The organism is Methylobacterium sp. SyP6R, from assembly GCF_019216885.1.
Taxonomy (GTDB): Bacteria; Pseudomonadota; Alphaproteobacteria; order Rhizobiales; family Beijerinckiaceae; genus Methylobacterium.
In genome coordinates this window covers 2,722,992-2,749,039 of record NZ_JAAQRC020000001.1, presented here as the reverse complement: position 1 = coordinate 2,749,039, position 26,048 = coordinate 2,722,992, and the positions used below count along the sequence as shown (strand labels likewise).

At 70.2% G+C, this 26,048-nt stretch carries 22 protein-coding genes and 1 pseudogene; 12 read left to right on the top strand and 11 right to left on the bottom strand.

Annotation, left to right across the window (positions count from 1 at the left end; translation table 11 throughout):
- Nucleotides 1-119 precede the first annotated feature (119 nt).
- The 4 genes from HBB12_RS12620 to HBB12_RS12605 are packed head-to-tail and all read left to right on the top strand — an operon-like array spanning nt 120 to nt 3,714.
- The gene (locus tag HBB12_RS12620; RefSeq protein ID WP_236989661.1) at nt 120-1,037 is read left to right on the top strand and encodes an aldo/keto reductase; all 918 of its coding nucleotides are present in this window, start codon (nt 120-122) and stop codon (nt 1,035-1,037) included.
- Complete coding sequence (locus tag HBB12_RS12615) at nt 1,027-1,740, top strand: NADPH-dependent F420 reductase (protein ID WP_236989660.1); 714 nt, start codon at nt 1,027-1,029, stop codon at nt 1,738-1,740. The genes HBB12_RS12620 and HBB12_RS12615 overlap by 11 nt, the downstream gene beginning before the upstream one ends.
- Nucleotides 1,737-3,068 carry an NTP/NDP exchange transporter gene (locus HBB12_RS12610; RefSeq protein WP_236989659.1) on the top strand — a complete coding sequence of 444 codons (1,332 nt, stop codon included), beginning with the start codon at nt 1,737-1,739 and terminating at the stop codon, nt 3,066-3,068. Before HBB12_RS12615 ends, HBB12_RS12610 begins: the two co-directional genes overlap by 4 nt.
- Complete coding sequence (locus tag HBB12_RS12605; RefSeq protein ID WP_236989658.1) at nt 3,061-3,714, top strand: class II aldolase/adducin family protein; 654 nt, start codon at nt 3,061-3,063, stop codon at nt 3,712-3,714. Before HBB12_RS12610 ends, HBB12_RS12605 begins: the two co-directional genes overlap by 8 nt.
- A 203-nt stretch (nt 3,715-3,917) precedes the next feature.
- Here the strand turns inward: HBB12_RS12605 and HBB12_RS12600 are convergent, their stop codons facing one another.
- Nucleotides 3,918-4,901, bottom strand: coding sequence for an MBL fold metallo-hydrolase (locus HBB12_RS12600; protein WP_442919256.1), 984 nt, complete (start codon nt 4,899-4,901; stop codon nt 3,918-3,920).
- 302 nt (nt 4,902-5,203) lie between these two features.
- Here HBB12_RS12600 and hydA point away from each other — a divergent pair, with 302 nt between their 5' ends.
- Together hydA and HBB12_RS12590 are read left to right on the top strand one after the other, a co-directional pair.
- Nucleotides 5,204-6,700: a dihydropyrimidinase gene (gene hydA / locus HBB12_RS12595; protein ID WP_236989657.1), complete on the top strand. Its 1,497-nt coding sequence runs from the start codon at nt 5,204-5,206 to the stop codon at nt 6,698-6,700.
- Between the two features lie 58 nt (nt 6,701-6,758).
- Nucleotides 6,759-7,163, top strand: coding sequence for a carboxymuconolactone decarboxylase family protein (locus HBB12_RS12590; protein WP_236989656.1), 405 nt, complete (start codon nt 6,759-6,761; stop codon nt 7,161-7,163).
- Nucleotides 7,164-8,117: 954 nt separating this feature from the next.
- Here HBB12_RS12590 and HBB12_RS12585 read toward each other — a convergent pair.
- Nucleotides 8,118-9,440, bottom strand: a complete 1,323-nt coding sequence (locus HBB12_RS12585) for an MFS transporter (RefSeq protein WP_236989655.1) — start codon at nt 9,438-9,440, stop codon at nt 8,118-8,120.
- Between the two features lie 405 nt (nt 9,441-9,845).
- Nucleotides 9,846-11,201, bottom strand: a complete 1,356-nt coding sequence (locus HBB12_RS12580; RefSeq protein ID WP_236989654.1) for an NAD(P)H-dependent oxidoreductase — start codon at nt 11,199-11,201, stop codon at nt 9,846-9,848.
- 139 nt (nt 11,202-11,340) lie between these two features.
- On the opposite strand from HBB12_RS12580, the gene HBB12_RS12575 reads away from it, so the two are divergent.
- Both HBB12_RS12575 and HBB12_RS12570 read left to right on the top strand, forming a co-directional pair.
- Entirely contained in the window at nt 11,341-11,781 is a 441-nt protein-coding gene (locus HBB12_RS12575) for a bleomycin resistance protein (RefSeq protein ID WP_236989653.1), read from the top strand.
- Nucleotides 11,782-11,786: 5 nt separating this feature from the next.
- Nucleotides 11,787-12,170: a VOC family protein gene (locus HBB12_RS12570; RefSeq protein WP_236992759.1), complete on the top strand. Its 384-nt coding sequence runs from the start codon at nt 11,787-11,789 to the stop codon at nt 12,168-12,170.
- Nucleotides 12,171-12,191: 21 nt separating this feature from the next.
- Here the strand turns inward: HBB12_RS12570 and HBB12_RS12565 are convergent, their stop codons facing one another.
- From HBB12_RS12565 to HBB12_RS12555, 3 genes are all read right to left on the bottom strand, one after another.
- Nucleotides 12,192-14,138 (bottom strand): potassium transporter Kup, encoded by a 1,947-nt coding sequence (locus HBB12_RS12565; RefSeq protein WP_442919255.1) that lies wholly within the window; start codon nt 14,136-14,138, stop codon nt 12,192-12,194.
- Nucleotides 14,139-14,290: 152 nt separating this feature from the next.
- On the bottom strand, nt 14,291-14,962 hold the full coding sequence (locus HBB12_RS12560) for a nucleotidyl transferase AbiEii/AbiGii toxin family protein (RefSeq protein ID WP_236989652.1): 672 nt from the start codon (nt 14,960-14,962) through the stop codon (nt 14,291-14,293).
- Nucleotides 14,963-14,966: 4 nt separating this feature from the next.
- Nucleotides 14,967-15,230 carry a hypothetical protein gene (locus tag HBB12_RS12555; RefSeq protein ID WP_236989651.1) on the bottom strand — a complete coding sequence of 88 codons (264 nt, stop codon included), beginning with the start codon at nt 15,228-15,230 and terminating at the stop codon, nt 14,967-14,969.
- Between the two features lie 254 nt (nt 15,231-15,484).
- Between HBB12_RS12555 and HBB12_RS12550 the strand changes: the two genes are divergently transcribed.
- Complete coding sequence (locus tag HBB12_RS12550; RefSeq protein WP_236989650.1) at nt 15,485-16,546, top strand: SDR family oxidoreductase; 1,062 nt, start codon at nt 15,485-15,487, stop codon at nt 16,544-16,546.
- 119 nt (nt 16,547-16,665) lie between these two features.
- A complete protein-coding gene (locus HBB12_RS12545) occupies nt 16,666-19,047 on the top strand; it encodes a methyl-accepting chemotaxis protein (RefSeq protein WP_236989649.1) in 2,382 nt (793 codons plus the stop codon).
- A gap of 61 nt (nt 19,048-19,108) precedes the next feature.
- Here the strand turns inward: HBB12_RS12545 and HBB12_RS12540 are convergent, their stop codons facing one another.
- From HBB12_RS12540 to HBB12_RS12530, 3 genes are all read right to left on the bottom strand, one after another.
- Nucleotides 19,109-20,551, bottom strand: coding sequence for an alpha/beta hydrolase family protein (locus HBB12_RS12540; RefSeq protein ID WP_236989648.1), 1,443 nt, complete (start codon nt 20,549-20,551; stop codon nt 19,109-19,111).
- A 128-nt stretch (nt 20,552-20,679) separates the two neighbouring features.
- Entirely contained in the window at nt 20,680-21,462 is a 783-nt protein-coding gene (locus HBB12_RS12535; RefSeq protein WP_236989647.1) for a 2-keto-4-pentenoate hydratase, read from the bottom strand.
- The gene (locus tag HBB12_RS12530; RefSeq protein WP_236989646.1) at nt 21,459-22,277 is read right to left on the bottom strand and encodes an SDR family NAD(P)-dependent oxidoreductase; all 819 of its coding nucleotides are present in this window, start codon (nt 22,275-22,277) and stop codon (nt 21,459-21,461) included. The genes HBB12_RS12535 and HBB12_RS12530 overlap by 4 nt, the downstream gene beginning before the upstream one ends.
- A gap of 127 nt (nt 22,278-22,404) precedes the next feature.
- On the opposite strand from HBB12_RS12530, the gene HBB12_RS12525 reads away from it, so the two are divergent.
- Entirely contained in the window at nt 22,405-23,076 is a 672-nt protein-coding gene (locus tag HBB12_RS12525; RefSeq protein ID WP_236989645.1) for an RraA family protein, read from the top strand.
- A 213-nt stretch (nt 23,077-23,289) separates the two neighbouring features.
- Here the strand turns inward: HBB12_RS12525 and HBB12_RS12520 are convergent, their stop codons facing one another.
- Both HBB12_RS12520 and HBB12_RS12515 read right to left on the bottom strand, forming a co-directional pair.
- On the bottom strand, nt 23,290-23,913 hold the full coding sequence (locus HBB12_RS12520) for a flavin reductase family protein (protein WP_236989644.1): 624 nt from the start codon (nt 23,911-23,913) through the stop codon (nt 23,290-23,292).
- Nucleotides 23,914-23,917: 4 nt separating this feature from the next.
- Nucleotides 23,918-24,867 (bottom strand): annotated as a pseudogene (locus tag HBB12_RS12515) (acetamidase/formamidase family protein).
- Nucleotides 24,868-24,974: 107 nt separating this feature from the next.
- Between HBB12_RS12515 and HBB12_RS12510 the strand changes: the two are divergent.
- The gene (locus HBB12_RS12510) at nt 24,975-25,856 is read left to right on the top strand and encodes a beta-keto acid cleavage family enzyme (RefSeq protein ID WP_236989643.1); all 882 of its coding nucleotides are present in this window, start codon (nt 24,975-24,977) and stop codon (nt 25,854-25,856) included.
- The last annotated feature ends 192 nt before the right edge of the window (nt 25,857-26,048 follow it).

Below are 26,048 nucleotides of genomic sequence, written 5' to 3'. Positions count from 1 at the left end.
CGCCGAGAGTCATTCCCGGCCGCTTTCCCTCAAGCGCTTGTGTGCGGGCGCGCCGTGGGCAGGCCTCCCGCCGCGCCCTACTCTCCCGCCGGCGATCGACGAGCCGAAGGGACCTTTGCATGACGCTCCACCGCCGCGCCGTACTGGCCGGCTCCTTCGCCTGCTCCCTGGCCGGCCTGGTCTCTGGCCGCGCCTTCGCGCAAGGCGACGGCCCGATCCGCCGCCCGATCCCCTCCACCGGCGAGACGGTGCCGGCGATCGGCATCGGCACCTCGCGGCGCTACGACGTGGCGCCGGATTCGGATGCGATGGCGCCGTTGCGCGAGACCGTGGCGAAGTTCGTGGCCTTGGGCGGCACCGTGATCGACACCGCGCCGGATTACGGCCGGGCCGAGGAGGTGCTGGGCCGGATCCTCAAGGAGACGGGACTTCGCGACAAGGTCTTCCTGTGCAGCAAGGTGGCGGCCAAGGGCCGCGAGGCGGGTCAGGCGCAGATCGAGCAGTCGTTCCGGCGGCTGGGCACCGACCGGATCGACCTGATCGCGGTCCACAACCTGATCGACCCGCAGGCGCAGCTGCCGCTGCTGCGCGAACTCAAGGCATCGCGGCGCATCCGCTATCTCGGCGCCACGACCTGGGCCGAGGCGCAATACGCCGACCTCGAAGCCCTGATGAAGGCCGACACGCTCGACGTGATCCAGGTGAACTACGCGGTCGATGCCAGAAAAGCCGCCGAGCGCATCCTGCCCCTGGCGCGTGAGCGCGGCATCGCCGTGATGGTCAACGTGCCGTTCGGACGCGAGCGGCTGTTCACCCTGGTGCGCGGCCGCGACCTGCCGCCATGGGCCGCCGAGTTCGACTGCCAGAGCTGGCCGCAATTCTTTCTCAAATACGTCCTGTCGCACGAGGCGGTGACCTGCCCGGTCCCCGGCACCGCGCAGGTGCGCTACGTCGAGGACAATCTCGGCGCCGCGCGCGGGCGCCTGCCCGACGCCGCGACCCGCCGCAAGATGGAGGAGTTCATCGATGGCCTGTGATCGCCGCACGCTGCTGCTCGCCGGGGTGATGGCCCTGGCGCTCGCCGCCGCTCCCGCCTTCGCGCAAGAATCCAAGAGTCCGATCGCGGTGATCGGCGGCGGCAATATCGGCGGGACGATCGGGGGCCTGTGGGTCAAGGCCGGCCACCCGGTGATGTTCGCCTCGCGCCACCCGGAGGACCTGAAGCCGCTGGTGGAAAAGCTCGGGCCGCTGGCGAAGGCCGGCACGGTCGAGCAGGCCCTCGCCTTCGGCGACGCGGTGCTGATCGCGGTGCCCTACAAGGCCTATCCGGACCTTGGAAAAACCTACGGCGCGGCCCTGAAGGGCAAGGTCGTGCTCGATGCCGGCAACGCCACCCAGGCCCGCGACGGCGAGCTGGCGGCGGAGGCCGAGAGCGCCGGCATCGGCGCCACCTCGGCCAAGTACCTCCCCGGCGCCCGGCTGGTGCGGGCCTTCAACGCCGCGAATTACCGGCTCTTCGCCCAGAACGCCCATCGCTCCGGCGCCCCGATGGCGGTGCCGATCGCAGGCGACAACAAGCAGGCGCTCAGCGTCGCCGCGACCCTGGTGCGCGATGCCGGCTTCGAGCCGGTGGTGGTCGGCGGCCTCGACGCGGCAAGGAAATTCCAGATGGGCAGCCCCGGCTTCCAGCGGGACGCGACCGGGCCCGAGGCGCGCAAGGCCTTCGGGGTCACCGAATGACCGTGGACGCCGCGCAGGCGGCTCAGGCAGGCCTGAAGGTGCCGGGCTGGCTCCGGCGCCTCACCGACGTGCGGCCGGAGGAGGTGCCGGCTCTGGGCTGGGCCTGGCTCTACATCTTCGCCCTGCTCTCGTCCTACTACGTGATGCGGCCGATCCGCGACCAGATGGGGCTGGCCGGCGGGCTCGAGAACCTGCCCTGGCTGTTCACCGCCACGCTGGTGGGCATGCTGGTGCTCAACGTGCCGTTCGGCTGGCTGGTGCGCAAGCTGCCGCGCTCCCGCTTCATCCCGATCACCTACCGCTTCTTCGCCGCCAACATCCTGGTCTTCGCGGTGGTCCTGTATCGCAGCGGGCCCGAGGAGGCGGTGTGGATCGGCCGGGTGTTCTTCGTCTGGCTGTCGATCTTCAATCTGTTCGTGGTCTCGATCTTCTGGGCGACGATCGTCGACGTGTTCGATACCGAGCAGGGCAAAAGGCTGTTCGGCTTCATCGCGGCGGGCGCCACGCTCGGCGCCATCACCGGCTCGGCCGTCACCGCGGTGCTGGCACGCGACGTGCCCATCCCCTTCCTGCTGCTCGCGGCGGCCGCGCTCCTCGAAGTCGCGGTCATCAGCATGCGGGGTCTGTCGCGGATCTCCGACGCCCTGTCGCGCGAGCCGGGAGAGGCGGCGCAGGCCATCGGCGGCAGCCCGTTCGCCGGCATCAGCCGGGTGCTCGGCTCGCCCTACCTGCTCGGCATCTGCCTGTTCCTGCTGCTGTTCTCGATCACCTCGACCTTCCTCTACTTCGAGCAGGCCGGCATCGCGAAACGCAGCTTCCCGGATCGTGGATCGCAGACGGCGTTCTTCGCCAGCGTCGATCTCGCGGTGAACGTGCTGACGCTCGGCATCCAGCTCTTCCTCACCGGGCGGATCGTGAAGCGGCTCGGCGTCGGGCTCACCCTGGCGATCCTGCCGCTGGTCAGCGCGCTCGGCTTCGGGCTGCTCGCGGTGGCGCCCACCATCGCCAGCGTGGTGGTGTTCGGGGTCTTGCGCCGGGCCGGCAACTTCGCCATCGCCCGGCCGGTGCGCGAGGTGCTGTTCACCGTGCTGCCGCGGGAGGACCGCTACAAGGCCAAGGCCTTCATCGACACGGTGGTCTACCGCCTCGGCGACCAGGTCGGCGCCTGGTCCTATACCCTCGTGGCCTGGCTCGGCCTGAGCGCCACCGCGCTCTCGGTCCTGGCGGTGCCGCTGTCGCTCGCCTGGCTCGTCAACGGCCTCTGGCTCGGGCGCCGGCAAGACTCTATGGCTGACAGGAGGGAGCCGCAGGAGACGGGGAATGGCTGAGACCGAAGCGAGCTTGCGGGCCGGCATCGTCGCGACCTGCCGCAGCATGGCCGAGCAGGGCCTGAACCAGGGCACCGCCGGCAATGTCTCGGCGCGGTTCGGCGACGGCCTGCTCATCACCCCCTCGGGGCTGCCCTACGAGGAGATGACGCCCGACGACATCGTGCCGATGACCATGGACGGCCGGGCCGAGCATGCCCTCGCGCCCTCCTCCGAGTGGCGCTTCCACCGCGACATCCTGCGGGCCCGCCCCGACGTCTCGGCCATCGTCCACGCCCACCCGACCTACTGCACCGCCTTCGCGATGTGCCGCAAGGACATCCCGGCGGCCCATTACATGATCGCCGCCGCCGGCGGGCCGACCGTGCGCTGCGGCGGCTACGCCCTGTTCGGCACCGAGGCATTGTCGCAGCGGGCCCTGGAGGCGCTGGAGGATCGCACCTGCTGCCTGCTCGCCAACCACGGCATGATCGCCACCGGGCCGAGCCTGGCGAAGGCCCTGTGGCTGGCGGTCGAGCTCGAGACCCTGTGCCGGCAATACGCCGTGGCGCTCCAGGTCGGCCGGCCGCACATCCTGAGCGAGGCCGAGGTGGCGGAGGCGATGGAGCGGTTCAAGTCGTATGGGCCGCGGCCGAAGGCGGGGTGAGGCGTTCCGGATGCCTCCTGAGCGTCATCCCGGGGCCGCGCAGCGGAACCCGGGATCCATAACCGCCGAGGCTCCAAGATGAGACGGAACGCTGTCCGCCTTTTCAAGCATCGTCAGTGGTTATGGATCCCGGGTTTTCGGCTTCGACGAGCCCCGGGATGACGCAGTGCGGCGGAGAGGTCGAAGATAGTCGACCTCTGCCCCTACAGCTCCATCTTCATCGCCTGCGGATAGTACCGGAACCCGCCCTGCCCGTTCTCCGCGACGTGGCCGATGCCCGGCCAGGCGAAGTGGTAGGCGAGCACCGGGATCCGGTTCTTGGCGAGCATGGTCAGCATCCTGAGCCGGGTCTGGGCCGATTGCTTCGGGTCGGTGTCGTAGGCGAACTCGGTCAGCGGCTTCTCCATCAGCAGCACCGGGTGGTGCGTCAGGTCGCCGAGGTAGCAGAGGCTGTCCTTGCCCGAGGTGATCATGAACATCGTGTGGCCGATGCTGTGGCCGGGCGCCGCGATCGCCTGGATGCCGGGCAGGAATTCCTGGCCGTCCTTGACGAAGACGAGGCGGTCGCGGATCGGCAGCAGGTTCTTGCGCGCCGTGTCGAGGAAGGCGCTGAACGAGGCCGGCACCTTGGCCGGATCGGTCCAGTAGTCGAAATCGGCCTGCGAGATGTAGTACTGGGCGTTGGGGAAATGCGGCGTGCCGTCGTCGCCGACGCAGCCGCCGCAATGGTCGACATGGGCGTGGCTCATCACCACGGCGTCGATGTCCTTCGGGTCGATGCCGGCCTGGCGCATCGTGGTAAGCAGCTTGCCGGTGGTCGGCCCGAACAGCTTGAGCGAGCCCATGCCGGTATCGAACAGCACCAGCTTGCTGCCGGTGTTGAGGATCAGGATGTTCTGCTCCAGCACCGCGTTCGACAGCGGCAGGAAGTTGTTGTTGAGCTGCGCGTCCATCTCGGCCGGGGTGAGGCCGAGGAAGTTGGAATGGGGGTCGCCGAGCGGCAGGGTGCCGTCGGAGACCATGGTGGCCTCGGCATCGCCGAGGGTGAAGCGGTAGAAGTAGGGGCTCTGGCTGTGCAGCATCGGCGCCTTGGCGCTCGCCGCACCCGGCAGACCGGCCGTCACCGCGGCGGCCGCCGCGCCGAGCATCAGGCCGCGCCGGCTCGGCGCATCCAACCGAATCGTCATGGGGGTTCCTCCACGTCGGGGCCGCGGGCGCCTTTATGCGCGCCCCGTGCCGACGGAATCCCCGTTGGCTCGGTGCGGCCGGAACCTCTGCGGTGCGAATGTTGTCCGCCGGCCCGGACGGGTTGTCAAACCGGCCGTCCGGCGGAACCGGCTGCTTGCGTCACCTGCCGCCCGGGCGGGCACGGCCCGCGGGCCGGCGCTCAAATAAGAGGCCGGCTGCCCACCGCGCCGGCATCCGGCCAGGACCGGAATTGACAGTGTTTCAAGGCACTTCCTACACCCGCCTCCAGGGAGGAACCGCGATGACGAGCCACGATTTCGATTACGACCTGGTGGTGCGCGGCGGAACGCTCGCCGGCCCGGCGGAGGTGTTCGAAGCCGATCTCGGCATCCGCGACGGGGTGATCGCCGCCGTGGGCCGGTCCTTGCGGCGCGGGCGCGAGGAGATCGACGCCACGGGGATGATCGTCACGCCCGGCGGCCTCGATCCGCATTGCCATATCGAAGAGCCCGCCGAGGGCGGCGGCGTGCAGGAGGAGAGCTTTGCCAGCGGCTCGGCCGCGGCGCTCGCCGGCGGCACCACCTCGTTCATCTGCTTCGTGCCGCAATGGAAGGGGCACCCGATCGCCGCGACCGCCGAGGGCTACGAGGCCAGCGCCCGGGCCTCGCGCGCCGATTACAGCTTCCACCAGATCATCACCGACCCGACGCCCGACGTGCTGGAGCGCGAGGTGCCGGCGCTGGTCGCCCGCGGCATCCGCAGCCTCAAGGTCTTCCTCACCTACGATCCGTTGCGGCTCACCGACGGGCAGTTCCTGGAGGTGCTGGCGACCGCTCGCCGCCTCGGCGCCTTCGTGACGGTGCATTGCGAGAATTACGACGCCATCGGCTGGCGCATCCGCGCGCTGCTGGAGGCCGGCCTCACCGACCCGCTCCAGCACGCCTGGGCCCGCCCGCCGGTGGTCGAGCGCGAGGCGACGCACCGGGCCATCGCGCTTGCCGAACTCGTCGACCAGCCGATCCAGGTCTTCCACGTCTCCTGCGACGAGGCGGCGGAGGAGATCGCCCGGGCGCGGGCGCGGGGCATCAAGGTCTGGGGCGAGACCTGCCCGCAATACCTGACCCTCTCGACCGACGACCTGGCGAAGCCGAATTTCGAGGGCGCCAAGGTGGTGTGCTCGCCGGCCCTCCGGGCGCCCGGCGAAGCGGAACGGATCTGGGCCCGCATCCGCGAGGGCACGCTCGACGTCGTCTCCTCCGACCATTGCGGCTTCTCCTTTTCCACCGCCAAGCGCGATCCCGGCAGCAGCGGCTACGGCCAGGGCGGGGCCAAGGCGCGGCCCGACGGGATGCCGGCCTTCAACGCGATCCCGAACGGCGTGCCGGGGATCGAGACCCGGCTGCCGGTGCTGTTCTCCGAGGGCGTCTCGGCCGGGCGCATCGACCTGCCGACCTTCGTGCGCCTGACCTCGACCAACGCCGCCCGCCTGTTCGGCCTCGCCGGGCGGAAAGGCACCCTGGCGCCGGGCGCCGATGCCGACCTGGTGCTGTGGAACCCGGATGCCGAGCGGGTCCTGACGAACTCGGACCTGCACCACGCCATCGACTACACCCCCTGGGAGGGGATGCGCCTCAAGGGCCTGCCGACGATGACGATCCGGCGCGGCGAGATCGCGGTGCGCGAGGGCCAGGTTCTGGCCGCGCCGGGCTCCGGCCGGTTCCTCGCCCGCGGGCCCTACGCCCTCGCCACCCCGTCCGGCCGGGTGCCGGACGGGTTCGACGCCGCTTCCCGGCGCTGACCCCCTCGACGGAAGGAGCGCCCTGGCCGACCATGCCGGTTTCCTCGGGAGAACCGGCATGGCGACCGTGAGATTGTGGAGCGACGCGGAGGCGGAAGGCCATCCCCGCGTCAAGGCGGTGTTCGACGACATCCGGGCTTTGCGCCGCTCGGACTTCATCAACAATTTCTGGCGCGCGCTCGCCAACCAGCCGGCTTTGCTGGAGCGCACCTGGGCCGATCTGAAGCAGGTGATGGCCGCCGACGGCGCCCTCGACCCGCTGACCAAGGAGCTGATCTACATCGCGGTCTCGACCGCCAACGGGTGCAGCTACTGCATCCACTCCCACACCGCCGCCGCGCGCGCCAAGGGCATGACCGAGGCGCAGTACGGGGAGTTGCTGGCGGTGATCGGGATGGCGAACACCACCAACGCGCTCGTCACCGGGATGCAGGTGCCGGTGGATCGGGAGTTCGAGGTGTAGGGCGAACCATGGTTGGCGCGACCGTGTGAGCGGCTTCAGAGGGCGGAGACCGGTGGTCGACGCCCGCATGGCCCCGACCGGCCTGTGCGGAAAACCTTCCAATCCCGGTTTCCGTCTACGGCATCAATCCGACAGGGTTTGTCGTGCGCCTTCCACAGCGGAGATCGGTCAGGTGGCCAGCTGGCCGGCACACCGCCGTCAAGCACATGTTTTCCGCACACAGGCTTGGACCTGCCAAATGACCGCATGGGGTGGGAAACGGAAGTACTGGCTTATGCTATTTCGATGAGCGGGCACTCCCGACAAAAGTCCGACCTTTCCAGCAGTGAGGAGGCGATGATGTGCCGCGACGGAGTGAAGAAGGTCAAGGCCAGTCGGTCGCCAACTCGTGCGTGGCTCGCACGGTTCTGGCACCGGCACGATATTGACTTCGGCTTCGCGCTAACCCTCGTCGTGAGCGTGCTGCTCTTCGTAATGTCGCGACTTGGTAAGGACAGTCTGTGGTGGAGGCAAGCGTGCTTAGCGCTTTGGACGCTCTACGCTGCGATCCTGTTCGGCTTCTATTTCTGGAGAAAACAGAAGTCGCGATAAGATCGAACTGTTCCGTTATGACGACCGCTCAGGGTCGAAAGCAGCCCCCTGGCATGCCTGTCATGGTCAACCCAATAGCGAGAGACCATCCGGTGAGCTTCTTTGGAGGATGGTAACCACGCCCAGCCATTCTGCCCGCGAGCGGCGTCGCGTATCAGCTCCTCGTCGTGTGGGCACGACACGCCCCGCCAGGCCTTCGGGCCGGCGGGGTTCGAGCCCTGCCTCATCCAGCCTTTCAGATCACGCGACTCGGTCGCCCTACCGGTAATCCTGGATGTCGGAAAACACCTGTTTTCCAACACCCGAGCGTGACATGCCGAATGGCCGCGAGCGGCCGGATGCGGCCCCGGGCCGCCCCCCCGCCTACGCGGCGAGCGCCATCGCCTTCGTCTCGGGCGTGGCGAGCATCGCGGCGACGCCCACCACGCTCGTCGCGATGACGTACCAGGCCGGCGCGAGCGGATCACCGGTGACGCCGATGAGCCAGGTCACCACCAGCTGCGTCGTGCCGCCGAACACCGTGACGACGAAGGCGTAGGCCACCGAGAGGCCGGCGCTGCGCACGCTGCGCGGCAGGAGTTCGGGGATCACCACCAGGCTCGCCGCGGCGCTCATGGCGCTGAGGGTCGCCAGCAGCGCCGACATGCCGAGCAGCGTCGCCGGGCCGGGTGCCTGCGTCATCAGCAGGAAGGCCGGATAGGCAGAGAGCAGCAGCAGCACCCGCGGCACGATCATCACCAGGCGTCGGCCGTAAATGTCGGCGAGCCGGCCGGCCAGCACGGAGAACACCAGGATGCAGGCGCCGACCACCGCCGTCGCGGCGATCGAGAGGCCCGCCGGCAGCTTCAGGGTCGTGATCGCGTAGGTGGTCATGTAGTTGCCGACATAGGTCGAGACCGTGCCGCAGAGCAGGATCGGCACGACCAGCGCCAGGGTGCGGCCATGGTCCCGCAGCAGCCGGGCGAGCACGGCGCCGGTGGTGGCCTCGGCGTGGCCGGTGCTCTCGCCGGCGGTCTCGGGCATCGCGCGGCGGATGTAGATCCCGACCGGGATGATGAGCAGGCCGAGCAGGAACGGGATCCGCCAGCCCCAGGCCTGCATCTGGTCGGGGCTCAGGCCCAGCGACAGGACCACGCCGATCGTGCCGGCGCTGAGCGTCGCGAGGCCCTGGCTGGCGATCTGCCAGCTGGCATAGAGGCCGCGCCTGCCCGGCGGCGCGCTCTCGATGAGGTAGGCCGTCGAGGGACCGACCTCGCCGCCGAGCGCGAAGCCCTGGATCAGCCGCCCGATCACCACCAGGATCGGCGCGGCCATGCCGATCGTGGCGTAGCCGGGTGTCAGGGCCAGCATCAGCATGCCGATCGCCATCAGGGCGATGGTCAGCATCATCGCCGGCTTGCGCCCGGCCCGGTCGGCATAGGCGCCGATGACCACGCCGCCGATCGGCCGGGTGACGAAGCCGATGCCGAAGGTGGCGACCGAGGCGAGCAAGCTGACCCAGGGATCGCCGGCCGGGAAGAAGGTCCGGCCGATCGTGACGGCGAAGAAGGCGTAGGTGGTGAAGTCGTAGAATTCGAGGGTGTTGCCGATCACCGCTGCGACGACGCCGCGCCGGCGCGCCGCCTCGTCCGCGGCGGCGGGGGGTGCTTCGGCTCGGGTCTCGCCGCGATCAATGGTGGCGGTCATGGTCGCTCCTCCGGACGTTGCGCAGGCCTTTTCACGCGGGAGCCGTGCGCTCCCGGCGTAGCGCCGGGCCGGGGTTGAGCCCCGGCCGTCCTCCCGCCTGTCGTCGCTTCGCCGACCCTGGAGGCGGGACGTGCCCATGTCCAAGACCGTTCGGGAACGGAACCATTCCCAGGAGGAATGACGCGAGAGAGCGTCACGATCGCATCGCACACGGTACGCGGCAGAAGCTGCCCAGAGAGTCGCCGCCCCTTCCCGCCCACGACCTCATCCTGAGGTGTCAGCCGATTGAAAATCGGCTGACACCTCAGGATGAGGTTGCAGATGGGAAAAGCCCAACGAACTCGGGCCTTGCGCCAAATTGTCTACGACGAACCGGCATCCACTCTGTCGGAGAATGCTCCCGGGTCAGGCCCCGCCCGCCTCCCCGCGAAAAACCTCTTCCATCTCGCGCCGGAACCGGATCGCCGGGTCGTCGGCCGAGAACGCCACGTCGTCCCAGCTCACCGGCTTGCCGGCGGCGACCGGGCGGGTGAGGGTGAGGCCGTGCGCCAGCCCGATCGGCAGGCCGCCGGCCGCGAGCGAATCGCGCGCCGGCATCAGCCGGCCATAGACCGTGTAGCCGCCCTCCCCGTCCAGGCGCTCGCCGGCCTTCAGGTCGCGCTTGGCGGTCGCCACCACGTCGCCGGAGAAGCCCCGGGTCGTGCCGGTCGCCTCGCCGCGGACCGCGATGCTGGCGACCGAGATCCCGAGTTCGAGCCCGATCAGGTGATAGGGCTTGTACATCGCGCTGTAGTTGCCGCTCGGATCGGTCTTCAGGCCGTACTCCGCAAAGCACTTGCGGACGTAGTCGGAGGGCGCCTCGAAGGTGGCGTAGACGCCCCAGCGCAGATCGCGAAACACCGGGCGGCCGTCGCGCTCGAGCGACGACACCACCTCGACCGTGCCGTCCACCGGCAGGATGCCGCCGGCCGATTGCGGTTTCAGCAGGGTCGGCAGGTCGTCGACGCCGCAAGCCGGGAAGGCGAGGCCGGCGGGCGGGGGCGTCAGGTCGCAGGCATTGGCGACAGCGGCCATCTCCAGCGCCGATTTGGTGCCGTCGAGGAAGGAGTTGAACATCTGCCGGTTGAAGTCGCCGCCCGCGACCTGCTCCTCGGTGAAGCCGTAATGGCCCCAGACCGTGTCGGGGGTCGAGGCGTGGTAGACCGGCAGGTACTTGGTGCCCTTGCCGGCGCAGACCACCCGGAACCCCGCCGTGCGGGCCCAGTCGACGAGTTCGGCGATGAGCGCCGGCTGGTCGCCATAGGCGAAGGAATAGACGATCCCGGCCTCCGCCGCCTTGCGGGCGATGAGGGGGCCGGCCAGCGCGTCGGCCTCGACATTGACCATCACGATGTGGCGCTTGTGCCGGCAGCAGGCGAGCGCGTGCCGGATGCCGGCGCCCGGATGCCCCGTGGCCTCGACGATCACCTCGATCCCGTCCGCACCGATCAACCCTTCCGCATCGTCGGTGAGGAAGGTCGTGCCGTTGCGCATCGCCTCGGCCATGCTCCTGGCGTCATAGCGCTCCACCGGCCAGCCGACCCGGGCGAGGGCAGCGCGCGCCCGCTGGGGATCGAGATCGGCGATGCCGACGACGTGCAGGCCCGGCGTGCGCGGCGCCTGCGACAGGAACATCGAGCCGAACTTGCCGGCCCCGATCACCCCGATCCGCACCGGATGGCCGGCCGCCGCCCGCGCGGCGAGCGTGTGGTACAGGCTCATGTCCCCTCCCCCGGGCGGCCGCCGGCCGCCCTTCGCGTGTCCTGTCGGCGCGCGTTTCAGGCGCCGTTGCGGCAAGCGTCACGGATCGGCAGCATGCGGTCAACCGGCGCGAATCGCCGGGCGGGGATGGGATAGGGACATGGCCTTCACCTTCGCGCGGCTGACCCCGGAACTCCTGATCGCCGACCTCACGCGAAGCCTGCATTTCTGGGTCGAGCTGATCGGTTTCCGCATCGCCTACGAGAGGCCGGAGCACCGCTTCGCCTATCTCGACCTCGACGGGGCGCAGGTGATGCTGGACCAGTACGATCCGACCGCCCGGCACTGGCTGACCGGCCCGATGGACCGGCCGCTCGGACGGGGCATCAACCTCCAGATCGAGGTCGCGGCGGTGGAGCCGGTCCTGGCCCGGCTGGAGGCGGCCGGGTGGCCGCTCTTCATGGCGGTCGAGGATGCCTGGTACCGGGCCGGCGCGATCGAGGTCGGCCAGCGCCAGTTCCTGGTACAGGATCCGGACGGCTACCTGCTGCGCCTTGGCGCGAAGCTGGGAGAGCGGCCCGCCACCGGGAGGGCGTCATGACTCCGATCCGCATCCGCGCCATCGATCACTTCGTGCTGGTCGTCCTCGACATCGACTCGACGGTGGCGTTCTACCAGCGCACGCTCGGCGTCGAGGCGCGCGAGATCGCGCCCGGGCGCTGGGCGCTGCACTTCGGGTCTCAGAAGATCAACCTTCAGCAGTTGCACGCAAGCGTCGATCCGCAGACCCGCCACCCGAGCCGGGGCGCAGGGGATTTCTGCCTGCTGACCGATACGCCGCTCGCCGAGGTCATTGCCCACCTGACGCGGGAGGGCGTCGCGATCATCAATGGGCCGATCGAGCGGACCGGCGCGACCGGACGGATCCTGTCGGTCTACTTCTACGATCCCGACGAGAACCTGGTCGAGGTGAGCAACGTCATCGGCTGAGGCAAGGACGGCCGACGTTCCTCAGATCTCGATCTCCGTCCCCACCTCCACCACCTGCCGGGTCGGCACGCAGAAGAAGGCGCCGGTGCGCTCGCCGTTGCGCATCATGAAGGCGAACAGGGTCTCGCGCCACGCCGCCATGCCGCGGTGGTTGCGCTTGGGGATGATCGTCTCATGGCCGATGAAGACCGTGACGTCCTCGACGAAATCGGCCGGCAACCCGCGATGGGCCACCGCGCAGGCGAGTCCGTCCGGGATCGAGGCCTCCTCCATGTAGCCGTAGCGGAGCGTCACCCGGTAGAGGTCGGGGGATACCTGGGTCACCTCGGCGCGGTCCGTCGCCGGCACCACCGGCTTCTCCTCGTAGAGCGCGGTGACGATGGTGCAGCGGGACGGCAGGGCGTGGCTGCGCTCGAGCAGCCGGCTCATGTGGAGCGGGATGCCCTTGGTGGCCGAGGACAGGAAGGCCCCCGCCCCCGGCAGGCGGATCGGCGGATCGGCGCGTAACGCCGCCAGGAAGGCGTCCTCGTCCTGGCGGGCGCCGACCCGGTTGGCCTCGGTCAGACGCGTACCCTGGAGCCAGGTCAGCATCGTCACGGCGACGATCGCGGTGAGCACGAGGGGATACCAGCCGCCCTCGAACACCTTCACGCTGTTGGCGCCCAGGAACACGAGGTCGATCGTCAGGAAGGCGCCGTTGACCAGGAGGACGAGGAGCAGGTTGTAGCCCCAGCGCCGGGCGATCAGCGCCGCGAGCAGCGTCGTGATCGCCATCAGGAGCGAGACCGCGATGCCGTAGGCGCCGGCCAGCGCATCCGAGGTCTCGAAGATCAGCACCGCGCTCAAGGTCGCGATGGCGAGCAGCCAGTTCACCGCCGGCACGTAGATCTGGCCTTGCGCGTCCCGCGCCGTATGGACGATGCGGATGAAGGGCAGGAAGCCGAGCTGCATCGCCTGCTGCGTCAGCGAGAATACGCCGGAAATGATCGCCTGCGAGGCGATGACGGTGGCGAGGGTGGCGAGCCCGATCAGCGGGTAATGCGCCCAGTCGGGACTGAGATGATAGAATGGGTTCTCGATCGCGCCGGGCTCGGCGAGCAGCACCGCGCCTTGCCCGAAATAGTTGACGACGAGGGCCGGCAGCACCAGCCCGAACCAGGCGAGCCGGATCGGCCGGGCGCCGAAATGGCCGAGATCGGCATACATCGCCTCGCCGCCGGTCACCGCCAGGAAGGCCGCGCCGAGCATCGCGAAGCTGACGCCCCACCCGGCATGGGTCAGGAACTCGACCGCCTTCAGGGGATTGAGCGCTGCCAGGATCTGCGGCGCGTGCAGGATGCCGCCCAGACCCAACAAGGCCAGGACCACGAACCAGACCAGCATCACCGGGCCGAAGATCCGCCCGATGAAGGCCGCGCCCTTGCTCTGGATCAGAAACAGCCCGACCAGGATCGCCAGGGTGATCGGCACCACCGCGCGGGCGAGGCCGGGCGCCTCGACCTTCAGGCCCTCGACGGCGCTGAGCACCGAGATCGCCGGCGTGATCGCCCCGTCGCCGTAGAGGAGCGCGGCGCCGATCAGCCCGACCACCAGGAGGAGGCCGGCCCAGCTGCGGGGCTCGGCGTGGCGGGCGCCGAGCAGGGCCAGCATCGCCACGATGCCGCCCTCGCCGTGATTGTCGGCCCGCAGGATCAGCACCGCGTACTTGAACGACACCACGACGAGGAGCGCCCACAGGATCAGCGACACCGCGCCGATCACCGCGGCGGGCTCCGCCTGGCCGTGGCCGGCGGCCTTCACCGCCTCCTTGAAGGCGTAGAGCGGGCTCGTGCCGATATCGCCGTAGACCACCCCGAGGGCGCCGAGCAGCAGGGCCGGCTTCAGCCGGCGCTCCGGCTCCTGCGCGTCCGACTTTGACGGATCCTCGTCCACCGTCGCGAGCTGACCCACGGGCGCCTCCGCCGGCATGCCGGGGCGCCGTCGAAGGCCCCGCTGCCGCGATCAGGAACGCGGAGCCTCGCGTCCGGCTCCGTCGGGGGCATGGCCTAGGCGAAGAAGCCATACCCTAGCGGCATGGCCAGCTCGCGGCACGGCCGGCGATCTCGACCGGCGTGCCGAGCTTACAGGCCGAGGGCGACACGAAGGATTGTTTGAGTCGTCGATTGCGCCTCGACCGGCAGATGCCTGTTATGTGGCCGAAGCATGAGTTGCCCCATGAGGCTGGATGCGAATGCCGGGTCCATGGCATTGGCAACGGCCAGCGCCTCGGTGCATCGATCCGCCCCGCATGCCTTTAACGCATCGACGACGTAGCTCTGGCCGCATTCTTGTGCGACAGCCGCAATGTCGAACATGTCGCGCGGTTGAAGCCGCGAGCCTCGGCAATAGATCTTTTTGGCAACGATCTCAGCCGGCGTTTCGACGCGAACACTCCGACCACGGACTTCGGATGCTTTCGCGGACGCATCAGTGATCGACCCACAACATATGAAATCGATCTCACCCAAACCGTCGAAAATCAACTTCAACACCCGCGCGCCGTCGCTCTCATAATCATCAGGCCATCGATCCAGCACCAAATCTTGTGCGATTGGGTTGAGGAACGGCAATATTTGCGGATCATCCAGAAAGAGGTCGACATCGTGACTTTCGCGATGATCGATCTGCAACATCAGGGCCGTTCCACCGCCGAATGTCCAATCGAAGTCGTACGCAATGTCTCTGGCCTGGTCGATAAGGCGCAGCGACAGATCGAACAGTCGTGACCATTGGCTCGGCCGCACGCGAGGCATGATTTCAAGTCGACAGAGGCAACGGATATCCAGCCTTGGCCGCAAACTGAGCGGCGATGCTCCGTACCCGACCCTCGTCGATACCCATGGAAGCGATGAACTGCTTCTGAAGCTCTTCGCTTACCTCGGAGAAAAACGCAAAAACTGAGGCATCATTGGCATTGACGCTGGCCGGATCCAAGATCTTGGCGGCGAGCTGACGCGCCGAGAGGTCGGCCCCATAGGGCGTGTTCACCGTCGACAGCACTTTCGTCGCCACCCCAACCATGACCACCTCTCGATCAGCCGTATAACGGTCAATTTATTTAGTCGTTCGCAATGTCTCGAACAAGAACTCGCAGACGGCCAGATCGGGACGGGAAGCCACCGCATGGGGCAAGCTCGCATGGGGCAAGCTCGCATGGGGCAAGCTCGCATGGGGCAAGCTCGCATGGGGCAAGCTCGCATGGGGCAAGCTCTCATGGGACCCGACACGCCCGCCCGCGTTGTCCCGCCGACCAAGAGCGAACAAAGGAACCGGACATGACGGAGACCGTGCTGATCGTCGGCGCCAGCGGGATCGTCGGCAGCGCTGCAGCAGAGGTGATGGGCGAGGCCGGCTGGACCGTGCTGGGTCTCGCCCGCAACCCGCCGGCGCAAGAGGGGGTCGTGCCGGTCGCCGCCGATCTGCAGGACCCGGACGGGCTCATGGCCGCCTTGGCCCCGCACCGGCCGACCCGGGTGGTGCTCTCGACCTGGATGCGCCGGCCGACCGAGGCCGAGATGATCCGGGTCAACGGCGCGATGGTGCGCAACCTCCTCGACGCGCTGCGGCCCGCCGGCAGCGTGCGCCACGTCGCGCTGGTGACGGGCCTGAAGCACTATCTCGGGCCGTTCGAGGCCTACGGGAAGAGCGCGGTGCCCCAGACCCCGTTCCGCGAGGAGCAGGGCCGGCTGCCGGTCGAGAATTTCTATTACGCCCAGGAAGACGAGGTCTTCGCGGCGGCCAGGCGCGACGGCTTCTCGTGGAGCGTGCACCGGCCGCACACCGTCATCGGCAAGGCGGTCGGCAACGCGATGAACATGGGCACGACGCTCGCCGTCTACGCCACGCTCTGCCGCGAGACCGGCCGGCCGTTCCGCTTTCCCGGTTCGCCGATGCAGTGGAACGGGCTCACCGACATGACCGACGCGCGGCTGCTCGCCCGCCACCTGCTCTGGGCCTCGACCGCGCCGCAAGGGGCGAACCAGGATTTCAACGTGGTGAACGGCGACGTCTTCCGCTGGAGCTGGATGTGGGGGCGCCTCGCGGCCTGGTTCGGGCTCGAGCCGGCACCGTTCGACGGCACGATCCGGCCGCTCGAGGAGCAGATGGAAGGCGACGCCCCGCTCTGGGCGGAGATCGCGACGAGGCACGGCCTCGCCGAGCCGGACCTCGACCGTCTCGCCTCGCCCTGGCACACCGATGCGGATCTCGGCCGGCCGATCGAGGTCGTCACCGACATGAGCAAAAGCCGCCGCCTCGGCTTCCTCGATTACCAGCCCACCGAGGACGCCTTCCTCGACCTGTTCTCGCGGTTACGCGCCGACCGGCTGATCCCCTGACAATCCGCCTGACGCTGACAAAGCACAGATCGGGCGCCTCAACCGCAGGCTGCAGTGATGTAGTAGGAATTGCTTCAGACCTCACCGCTATCCTGCGGGCGGTGAGGAGATACGGAAGAATGTCCATCAGGGCGCGCGTATTCGGGGGGTTCGGGCTGATCCTCCTGCTGACGGTCGCGGTTGCGGCGATCGGGTGGCACAGCCTGACGGGCTTCGCCCGGCGGGTCGACACGGCCAATGCGGCACAGCTGCTGGCCGGCGAGATCGGGGAACTGGCGCTCGCCACCGACCGTGCCCTGAAGAGCGACGATGTGCGCCGGGACGGGGCGCTGACGGCGGCGATCGGCCGGGTACGGGCCAGCGCCGGCGCCTTCTCGGGCCGCCTGGCCGACGACCCGCCGGCCGCCGCCGCGGCGGCCGGCATCGCGGGCGCGCTCGACGGGTTCGAGGCCGCCGTGAAGGCCTTCGGCACCCAGAAGGCGACGGCGCGGGCGCTCCAGGACCGCCACGCGGCTCTGATCGCCGAATTGCAGACCAATGTCGCCGGCATCGGCACGGCGCAGGAGCGCCAGCTCGCCGAGGCCGGCAAGGCCCTCGACAAGGCCCTCGCCGACCAGAAGACCGCCACCAACACGGCCGTCGTGGTGGCCTTCGCGATCCGCTCGGCGCTCGAGATGCAGGTGCTCCAGGTCGGCTACCTGGCCGGCGACGGCGACGACGGCAACCTCGAGCTGCAATCGAAGGTGAATTCCGTCGCCGTGCTGCTGCGCCGCCTCGGCGCCATGACCTCGGTCGAGACCGTCGAGCCCGCCCTGACGGCCCTCAACGCCTATGGCGCCAAGATCGACCAGCCGGTCGCGGCCGGCGGCAAGGCGGCGCTCGGCGACGACCTCGCGCCCCTGTTCGGCAGCCTGATCGTCGGCCTGCGCCAGATCGAGCAGGCGCAGAACAACGCCCAGACCGCCGCCCAGGTGACGTTGCGCCAGCAGCAGGACAAGGTCGCCTCGGCCACGAGCCTGCTCGTCGCCAGCGGCAAGGCGATCTCCGCCGCCAAGGAGGCCGAGCGGCTGGAGCAGCGCCTGATCCTCGCCCGCGACGCCGCCGCCGCCGCGACCCTCGACGCGACCGCCGCCGAACTGATCGACCAGGGCGAGACGATCCTCTACGGCGACATCGATGCCGCCGCGCAAGGCGTGTTGCGCGACCTGAACACCAAGGTGCGGGCGTTCAAGGACAGCATCCCGGACATCGTGAAGGCGAACGAAACACAGGCCGCGATCTTCGCCGACCTCGACCGGCGCTCGGCCGAGCTGGTCTCGGCGGCGCAGGGCATCGGCGCGAGCGAGCTCGCCCAGCTCGGCGCCGAGCGCGACAGGGCCCTGTGGCTGCTGGCCGCCGGCGTGGCGCTCGCCTGCGCCATCGGGGCGGCGCTTGCCCTCCTGATCGGGCGCGGCATCACCCGGCCGATCGACCGGCTCTCGGGCGCCATGCGGGCGCTCGCCGGCGGCGACCTCGCCACCGAGGTGCCGGCGCAAGGCCGCCGCGACGAGATCGGCGCCATGGCGGGCACCGTGCGGGTGTTCCGCGAGGCGCTGATCGCCAAGGACGAGGCCGACCGGGCCGCAGGGGCGGAAGCCGCCGCCAAGGCCGAGCGGGCCGCGCGCCTCGACGCCGTGACCCGCACCTTCGAGGCCAACGTCGTGGCGATGACCGAGACCTTGGGGGAGGCCGCCGCCGGCATGGAGGCGACCGCCCGGACGATGACCCAGGCCGCCGAGACCACCAACGGCCGCTCGGCCGAGGTGGCGGGCGCCGCCGAGCAGACGCTGGCCAACGTCCAGATGGTGGCGGCGGCGAGCGAGGAACTGTCGGTGTCGATCGACGGCATCGCCGCCCAGGTGGCGCAATCCTCCGACATCGCCCGCGACGCGGTCGACCAGGCGCGCCGGACCGACGAGACGGTGCAGCGCCTGGTGAAGTCCGCCGACCAGATCGGCGACATCGTGAGCCTGATCTCGTCGATCGCCGGCCAGACCAACCTCTTGGCGCTCAACGCCACGATCGAGGCGGCCCGGGCCGGCGAGGCGGGCCGGGGCTTTGCGGTCGTCGCCGCCGAGGTCAAGGAACTGGCGAGCCAGACCAGCCGCGCCACCGCCGAGATCGCTCAGCAGATCGGCCACATCCAGGAGACCACCGGCGGCGTCGTGCAGGCGATCCGGGACATCTCGGGGGTGATCGAGCGGATGTCGGAGATCGCCGAGGGCGTGGCCGGCGCCGTCGACCAGCAGGGCTCGGCGACCCAGGAGATCGCCCGCAACGTCCAGCACGCGGCGCAGGGCACGCAGGCGGTGACGACCGGCATCGTGGCGGTGCAGCGCGAGGCCGGCAGCACGGGGGCGGCGGCCGCCGAGGTGCTCGGCGCGGCGGACCGGCTCGGGCGTTATGCCGGGGAGCTGGAGCGGGAGGTGGCGGTGTTTTTGAAGGGGGTGAAGGCGGCCTGACGCCGGTCCTGCGACGGATGGAATTGAGAAAGGGGGTGCGGGCGGGCCCGCATCCCCTTTCTTATTGCGAGGAAGCTCCAGCCTTCGGCTCGGTCCAGACGACCTGGCCGTCGACCGCGTAGGGGCGGCAGGCAAGCTGCTTGGCACGGCAGCCGTCGAGCAGCGTCGACAGCGGATCCGTCCCCGATGCGGCAGCGCCCCAGGCTCCACCCGGCGCGATCACGAAGGCCCGGGGACGGTCCATGGCGAGGAACCGGCGGTAACCGGTGCGGCCTGCCTCGGTGAGGTACGGAACGGCGCCGACGTCGTCGATCGCCGCAAAGCCGCTCGGCGGCGGCACCGAAGAGGGCTGCGTCCAGACCACGTCGCGGTTCACCGCGTAGACCTTGCACGCCATGCTCAGCGCCCGGCACTCCGCCAGGGCCCGCGCCAGGGGATCGAACCCGCCATAGGTCTCGTTGGCGTGCCGACCCGGCGCGATCACGAAGACGCGGGGAATGGGTCGCGTCAGGAAGGTTCGGTAGAGGTCGCGGGCCGGCGGCGTCAGGTGTGGGACCGCCTCGACATCGTCGATCGCCGCATAGCCGCTCGGCGGCGGCGAGGGCGTCGGCAGATACTCCGGATGGGTCGCCGCCGACGGCAGGCCGAGGCCGGCGAGGAATGCGTCGAGCCGCGGCGCGAAGAGCGGCAGGCCGTCGGACGAGGCGAGCAACGTGTGCGAATCGTCCCGGAAGCGGCCATAGGCGACCACCTCGACCGGGGCGCCGCCGGAGGCGTAGGCCGTCCGCATCGCCCGCCAGGTCGCCGCCGGGAAGAAGCGATCGTTGTCGCCGTAGATCCAGAGCGAGGGCACGCGGCTGCGGGCGCCGAAGCCGCGGGCCGCCTCGATCAAAGCCGGCTCCCAGGCCCGGCAGGTCGTCGCCCGCAGGCCACCGTGGAAATCGATCACGGCCCGGATGCGCGGGTCGCGCCGGGCCCCGGTCGCGAGGGCGTTGAAGCCGCCGAAGCTCTGCCCTGCCACGACGACGCGGCCCATATCGAGCGTCGGGTCGCGGGCGAGGCCGTCGAGGACCGCCAGGATGTCGGCGGCGTTGGCCGCGCCGTAGGCGTCGAGCGCGCAGCCCGAGACCGAGACGTCCCCGCCGGAGCGGCCGAAGCCGCGCATCATCGGCGCCGCCACGGCGTAGCCGCGCGACAAGAAGTAGTAGGTCGCGAAGGTGTTGGTGCTGGTTGCCATGGAGCGGCGGGCCGCCCCGTTCGCCGAACCGTGATTCCAGAGGATGACGGGAAACGGCCCGGGGCCCGACGGGGTCAGAAGGGTGACGTCCAGCGTGACCGGCCGGGCTGGATCACCCGGCAGCATCAGGTCGCGCCGCGAGATCGGTGCCGAGGGCCGCAAGGCCGCATCGGACGTCTCCGGGTCAGGTTTCCGCATCGGCTCCGCGGCCCCGGCCGAGGCGCCGGCAAGCAGCAGGGCGGCGCAGAAGGCGAGGCGCAGGCTCATCAGAACGGGCTTTCGTGGGGCGTTACCCGCAGAGCGGCGAGGCCGCGGTCACACCCGTATACTGCAAAGCCGGGCGCCCGATCAGCGCTCCAGGGTTGCAGCCGCCCGCAACCCCGAGAACCGGCGGGTTATTCCGTTCCGACCCGCACCGTCAGCGCCCCCAATCCCCCCAGCTCAGCCCGCACCACGTCCCCCGGCTCGACCGGCAGCGGCACCGTGGTGGTGCCGGTGGTCACCACCTCACCCTTGCGCAGGGTGATCCCCTGCCTCGACAACGCGTTGGCGAGCCAGGTGAGCGCGAGGCGGGGATCGTCGAGGGCGTTGCCGCCGCGGCCGTGGTGGGGCTCCCTTCCCTCGGCCGCGATGCGGGTCGGCATCGCGGCGAGGTCGAGGCTGCGCCAGCCCTCCGGCGCCGGGGGGCCGAGGACGAAGAGGTGGGCGCAGGCATTGTCGGCGACCAGCGCCGCCTCCCCTGCCCTCTCGAAGGCGTCGAGGCGCGAATCCGGGAACTCGATCGCCGGATGGGCTGCCTCCACCGCCGCCATCACCTCGTCGACGGTGTAGGGCCGAGGGCGCGGCGGCAGGTCGGCCCCCATCCGGAACGCCACCTCGGGCTCGGCCACCCGCATCTGGTTGCCGGCGAGAGGGATCACATCCTCCAGTGACAGGACCTGCTCGGCCAGCAGCCGCCCGGCGAGCGGCCCGTCGGCGCCGATATGGCGCTGGCCGGCGAGGCTCGTCGCGGCGATCTTCCAGCCGTAGAGCGGTGCGGCGCTGCGCGGCTCCAGCAGGGCCTGGATCCGGTAGGCCTCGTCGCGGTCGGCGGGCGCGAGGTCCGGCGGGAGGGCCGTGAGCAGGCGGCCCTCGCGCCAGTGGCGCCAGAGCAGGTCGGACGCGTCCTGGAGGCTCACGCGATCCTCCCGGTCAGGCCGCCATCGACGGGAAGCGCCACGCCGGTGATGTAGGCGGCCTCGTCGGAGGCCAGGAACAGGGCGGCGTTGGCGACGTCCCAGGCGGTGCCCATCCGGCCCATCGGGCAGGCGGCGTCGCGGGCGCGCACCATCTCGTCCGGGTCCTGGTACTGGCCGGAGATCTGCTGGTGGATCAGCGGCGTGTTCATCAGACCGGGCATGATCGCGTTCGCCCGGATGCCATCACGGGCGTATTGCAACGCGAGGCCTAGGGTGAAGTTGTTCACCGCGGCCTTGGCGGCGTAGTAGGCGGCATACGGATAGCCGGTGTAGCGGATCGCCGCCGCCGACGAGATGTTGACGATGCTGCCCGCGCGCTGCGCCAGCATGTGCGGCAGCACGTGCTTGCAGGTGAGAAAGCAGGTGGTGAGGTTGAGGTCGAGGGTGCGGTGCCAGTCGGCCTCGCTCAATTCGACCGGACCGCCCATCTGCGCGTAGCCGACATTGTTGTGCAGCACGTCGATGCGCCCTTGCGCCGCCATCACCTCGGCGACGAGGGCGGCCACCGCGGCCGAATCGGTGGCGTCGCAGGAGGCCGCCGTGGCGGCGCCGTCCTCGCGGCGGATGATCTCGGCGGTCTCTTCGGCCGCCTCGCGCCGGACGTCGACGCAGACCACCCGGGCGCCGTGGCGCGCGAAGGTCACCGCCGCGGCCTTGCCGTTGCCCCAGCCCGGCCCCGCGGAGCCGGCGCCGAACAGCAGCGCCACCTTGCCCTCGAGCCGCCGCGAGCCCGGGGCGCTCCCGCCCTCCGCCATGTCGTTCCTCCCGTGAGCCCCCTTCAGGGAGCCATGTTGTCCTCGCGCCTGTCGGCGGGGTGCGGCCCAGCCTATAGAGATCGGCGACCGGCCGCAAAACCGAAGACGGCCACAAGGAGGAGACGCCATGCCGACCCGCATCATCGCCGAGACCCCGCCCCGCCTCTCCGCCGACCTGATCGCGCGGTTTTCCGCCGTGCCGGTGGCGGTGGTGGTCGATCTTCTGGAGGGCCGCACCCAGGTCGATCCGGCGATCCGGCCGCTGCGGCGCATCGCCGGAGGCCCGACGCTTCTAGGCAGCGCCGTCACCGCAATCTGCGACCCGAAGGATTACGGCGCCGTGCACCACGCCATCGCGGTGGCGCAGGCCGGCGACGTGGTGGTGATCGATGCCGGAGGGCGCAGCGACGTCGCGATGATCGGCGACCTGCTGTCGACCGCGGCGCGGCGCAAGGGCATCGTCGGCCTTATCGCCGACGGGGCGGTGCGCGACACCGGCATCCTCGGCGGCTGGGACGATTTCGCGGTGTTCACCCGCCACGTCACCGCCCGCGGCCCGGCCTCGAAGGACGGCGGCACCGTCGATGCCCCGGCGACGATCGGCGGCGCAACGATCCATCCCCGCGACCTGATCCTCGGCGACGACGACGGCGTCGTGGTGATCCCGCGCGAGGCTGCGGAAGGGCTGATCGCCAAGGCCGAGGAGCGCGCCCAGGCCGAGATCGGCTGGGAAAAGCGGCTCTCGGCCGGGGAGACCACGCTGGCGGTGTTCGGGGTGCCGGACGCGGTCCGGGGGTGAGCGTCATTCGCCGAAGCCTCTTCGGCTCGGCGGTGAAAACGATGCGTATCAAGAGGCTAGGCAGAGCTGCACCCTGCGACTCCGTCGTCCACGACACGACCGCAAAGCCCGCAGTGATCGAGCTCTCCCACCCGCGACCTCATCCTGAGGTCGCGGGTGGGAGGAAGTGGCGACGCTGCCAGAAATTCCGCCGCGTCCCGTCTGCAACTGTGCTCAGCGCCCCTTCGCGTCCTCGACCGTGACCCGGGGCACCGCGAAGCGGTCGCCGGTGCGGGCGTAGAGGTCGCCGTAGAGCCGTCCCACCGGCAGGAAGGCGCCCTCGCGCAGGTGGCGCCCGTCCGGGGTGAAGAGGTCGTCCCTCGCATGCAGCGACACGACCTGCCCGAGCACGATCCGGCGCTCGGGCGAGAGATCGAGCACCGTATGGGTGCGGCAGCCGAGGCTCGCCGGCGCCTCGGCGATCCGCCCCGGCGCCACGCCGGTGCAGGGCAGGAGCGTCAGCCCCGCCGCCGGGATCTCGCTCTCGCCGGGCGGGAACTCGGCGGCACAGATATTCATGCCCGCGACCAGCCCCTCGTCGACGAGGTTGACCACGAACTCGCCCGTCTCGGCGATGGCAAGAGCCGTGTCCTTCAGGGTCCCGTCGGAGCGCAGGTTGAAGCTCAAGGCGACGATCGGCGGCTCCTCGGCCAGCACCTGGAAGAAGCTGATCGGCGCCGCGTTGTCGGTGCCGGCCGCCGAGCGCGTGGTCACGAGGGCGATCGGCCGCGGGGTCACCAGGGCGGTGAGCAGGCGGTAGCGGTCGCGGGAGGGTAAGTCGGCGAAGCGCAGGTCCATGCGCTCACCCGATTCCGGGAAGCGCGCTTTTCGGCAGCAGCATGTGAACCCCCTTGTCGCCGTCCACCGTCTGGGTGATGCGCAGGTTTCCGGCGAGCGAGCACAGCATGTAGGCCGGGTTGCGGGAGAGGCGAGTGCGGGCGCAGACGTGGCGGATCATGTCGCGGACCGCCTGGCGCATCGCCTCGTCCAGGTTCTCGTGCAGGCCGATCGACACGAGGTCGGTCGGCGTCTCGGCGAAGGTCCAGTCGAGGGACAGATCCTTGCGCACCGTCAGCCGGAACGTGCCGGTGGGCCCGGTCTCCAGCGCCGTGATGCGGACCTCGCCGTCGCCCTGCACGCCGTGGCCGTCGCCGGCAGAGAACCCCGCCCCTCAGCGAAGACCGGACGATACAGGGTGATGCCGGCCTTCAGTTCCCTGCTGTCCATGTTGCCGTCCAAGCGGCGCGGCACCGACGAGGTCACCGTGCCCCAGGCCGGCGGCGGCGCGGTGGCGGGGATGCCGAAGAACGGATCGAGCGGCAGTTCCGTGCCCCAGGGCAGACCCGCGACGCCGCGACCGACGTCGATGTCCGGGCGGATGGTCTCGTAATCCGTGAACTCGTCCGGGAGCGTGCCGAGCAGCGGCAGGATCGCGACGAAACCCCGATCCATCCGGAATTTCAGGTTGAGGAGATCGACCTGGAGCACGTTGCCTGGCAGAGCGCCGCGGACATGGATCGGCCCGGTGACGAAGTGCGGCCCCAAGCCCGGCGCGAGCGCATCGAGGGCCGCGAGGCAATCGGCCGGGCGGCGGGCGGGATCGGGATGGAGCGTCGCGCGCCCGCCGGCCGGATGGGAATGCAGCGTGACGGTGTCGCCGGATTCGACCGTCAGCACCGGCTTCGGGGCGGCGTCGAAACAGCCCAGGACCGTCGTGTCGGGTGTGGCGGGGATCTCGTGATGACTGGGCAAGAAAGCCTCCCGGGCGGAGTCTGCCAGTGCCTGCACGAGCCGAACCGACCCGGAAGACAGCGGCGCGCTCCCGGCGCATGATGCGGACGAAATCACGGGAGGCACCGATGGCGGAGACCTGGATCGAGGCAGCCCTGAACGGGCCGTGGGGGCGCGAGCGCCAGCCCGGCATCCCGATCACCGTCGACGAGGTGGTGGCCGACGGGCTCGCCGCGGTGGCGGAAGGGGCGGCGATCGTCCACGTCCACGCCTACGATCCCGAAACCGGGCGCCAGAACGACGCCTGGGAGACCTATGCCCGCATCATCGAGGGCATCCGGGCGAAGGCCGACGCGATCGTCTACCCGACGATCCCGCTCGCCGGCTCCGGTTATGCCGCGAGCGCGGCGACGCGCTACGCCCATACCGAGGAGCTGGCCCGGCGCGGCCTGATCGAGTGGACGGTGTGCGATCCGGGTTCGACCACCTTCCTGCGCCATGACGAGGCGTCCGACGAGGCGAGCGGCTTCCTCTACGAGAACCCGATGGCCGATATTCGCGAGGGCCTGCGCATCGCCCGCACCCACCGCATCCGCCCGGGCTACGCCATCTACGAGCCGGGCTTCACCCGCCTCGGCGCCGCCCTCGCGGCGCTGGAGCCGCGCCCGCCGGTGCCGGTCTACCGCTTCATGTTCTCGGACGAGTTCGCCTGGGGTTTCCCGCCGCGGCCGGGCTATCTCGACGCCCATCTGGCGCTGCTGGCCGAATGCGCGCCGGGATCGCCCTGGATGGTGGCGGGCCTCGGCGTCGACATCCTGCCGCTGGTGTCGGCGGCCGTCCCCCGGGGCGGCCATGTCCGGGTCGGGCTGGAGGACGCGCCGTGGGGATCCGCGCGGGGCAACCGAGCCTGGGTAGAGGCAGCGCGGCGGGCGATCGAGGCGGCCGGCGGGACGGTCGCGGGGGCCGCGGCGGTGCGTCGGGACCTGGCGGGACGGGACGGGGCGGGCTGAGGACCCGCTGCGCGAGCCGGCGACGGGGCTCGCGACATAACGCGCGCCGGGTTTCCCGAAGGCTCCCACTTCGGATGGAGCCATGACGCGGCGGACGGCCCCGCTTTTTGCTGTTGCCGCGCTCGGCCGCCGGTCTCGGCCACGATCGGCGTCGACGACGAGCACCGGGAGGTCCGCGGGTTAGAGCCGGGC

What these genes read in the sequence shown, in the direction of transcription:
- HBB12_RS12525 (WP_236989645.1), top strand. Translation starts at nt 22,405, where the DNA reads ATGCCGACCCGCATCATCGCCGAGACCCCGCCCCGCCTCTCCGCCGAC.
- HBB12_RS12600 (WP_442919256.1), bottom strand. Translation starts at nt 4,901, where the DNA reads ATGACGATTCGGTTGGATGCGCCGAGCCGGCGCGGCCTGATGCTCGGC.
- HBB12_RS12560 (WP_236989652.1), bottom strand. Translation starts at nt 14,962, where the DNA reads ATGCCTCGCGTGCGGCCGAGCCAATGGTCACGACTGTTCGATCTGTCG.
- HBB12_RS12510 (WP_236989643.1), top strand. Translation starts at nt 24,975, where the DNA reads ATGGCGGAGACCTGGATCGAGGCAGCCCTGAACGGGCCGTGGGGGCGC.
- HBB12_RS12520 (WP_236989644.1), bottom strand. Translation starts at nt 23,913, where the DNA reads ATGGACCTGCGCTTCGCCGACTTACCCTCCCGCGACCGCTACCGCCTG.
- HBB12_RS12530 (WP_236989646.1), bottom strand. Translation starts at nt 22,277, where the DNA reads ATGGCGGAGGGCGGGAGCGCCCCGGGCTCGCGGCGGCTCGAGGGCAAG.
- HBB12_RS12575 (WP_236989653.1), top strand. Translation starts at nt 11,341, where the DNA reads ATGGCCTTCACCTTCGCGCGGCTGACCCCGGAACTCCTGATCGCCGAC.
- HBB12_RS12565 (WP_442919255.1), bottom strand. Translation starts at nt 14,138, where the DNA reads ATGCCGGCGGAGGCGCCCGTGGGTCAGCTCGCGACGGTGGACGAGGAT.
- HBB12_RS12590 (WP_236989656.1), top strand. Translation starts at nt 6,759, where the DNA reads ATGGCGACCGTGAGATTGTGGAGCGACGCGGAGGCGGAAGGCCATCCC.
- HBB12_RS12550 (WP_236989650.1), top strand. Translation starts at nt 15,485, where the DNA reads ATGACGGAGACCGTGCTGATCGTCGGCGCCAGCGGGATCGTCGGCAGC.
- HBB12_RS12585 (WP_236989655.1), bottom strand. Translation starts at nt 9,440, where the DNA reads ATGACCGCCACCATTGATCGCGGCGAGACCCGAGCCGAAGCACCCCCC.
- HBB12_RS12615 (WP_236989660.1), top strand. Translation starts at nt 1,027, where the DNA reads ATGGCCTGTGATCGCCGCACGCTGCTGCTCGCCGGGGTGATGGCCCTG.
- HBB12_RS12545 (WP_236989649.1), top strand. Translation starts at nt 16,666, where the DNA reads ATGTCCATCAGGGCGCGCGTATTCGGGGGGTTCGGGCTGATCCTCCTG.
- HBB12_RS12610 (WP_236989659.1), top strand. Translation starts at nt 1,737, where the DNA reads ATGACCGTGGACGCCGCGCAGGCGGCTCAGGCAGGCCTGAAGGTGCCG.
- HBB12_RS12540 (WP_236989648.1), bottom strand. Translation starts at nt 20,551, where the DNA reads ATGAGCCTGCGCCTCGCCTTCTGCGCCGCCCTGCTGCTTGCCGGCGCC.
- HBB12_RS12605 (WP_236989658.1), top strand. Translation starts at nt 3,061, where the DNA reads ATGGCTGAGACCGAAGCGAGCTTGCGGGCCGGCATCGTCGCGACCTGC.
- HBB12_RS12555 (WP_236989651.1), bottom strand. Translation starts at nt 15,230, where the DNA reads ATGGTTGGGGTGGCGACGAAAGTGCTGTCGACGGTGAACACGCCCTAT.
- HBB12_RS12580 (WP_236989654.1), bottom strand. Translation starts at nt 11,201, where the DNA reads ATGAGCCTGTACCACACGCTCGCCGCGCGGGCGGCGGCCGGCCATCCG.
- HBB12_RS12620 (WP_236989661.1), top strand. Translation starts at nt 120, where the DNA reads ATGACGCTCCACCGCCGCGCCGTACTGGCCGGCTCCTTCGCCTGCTCC.
- hydA (WP_236989657.1), top strand. Translation starts at nt 5,204, where the DNA reads ATGACGAGCCACGATTTCGATTACGACCTGGTGGTGCGCGGCGGAACG.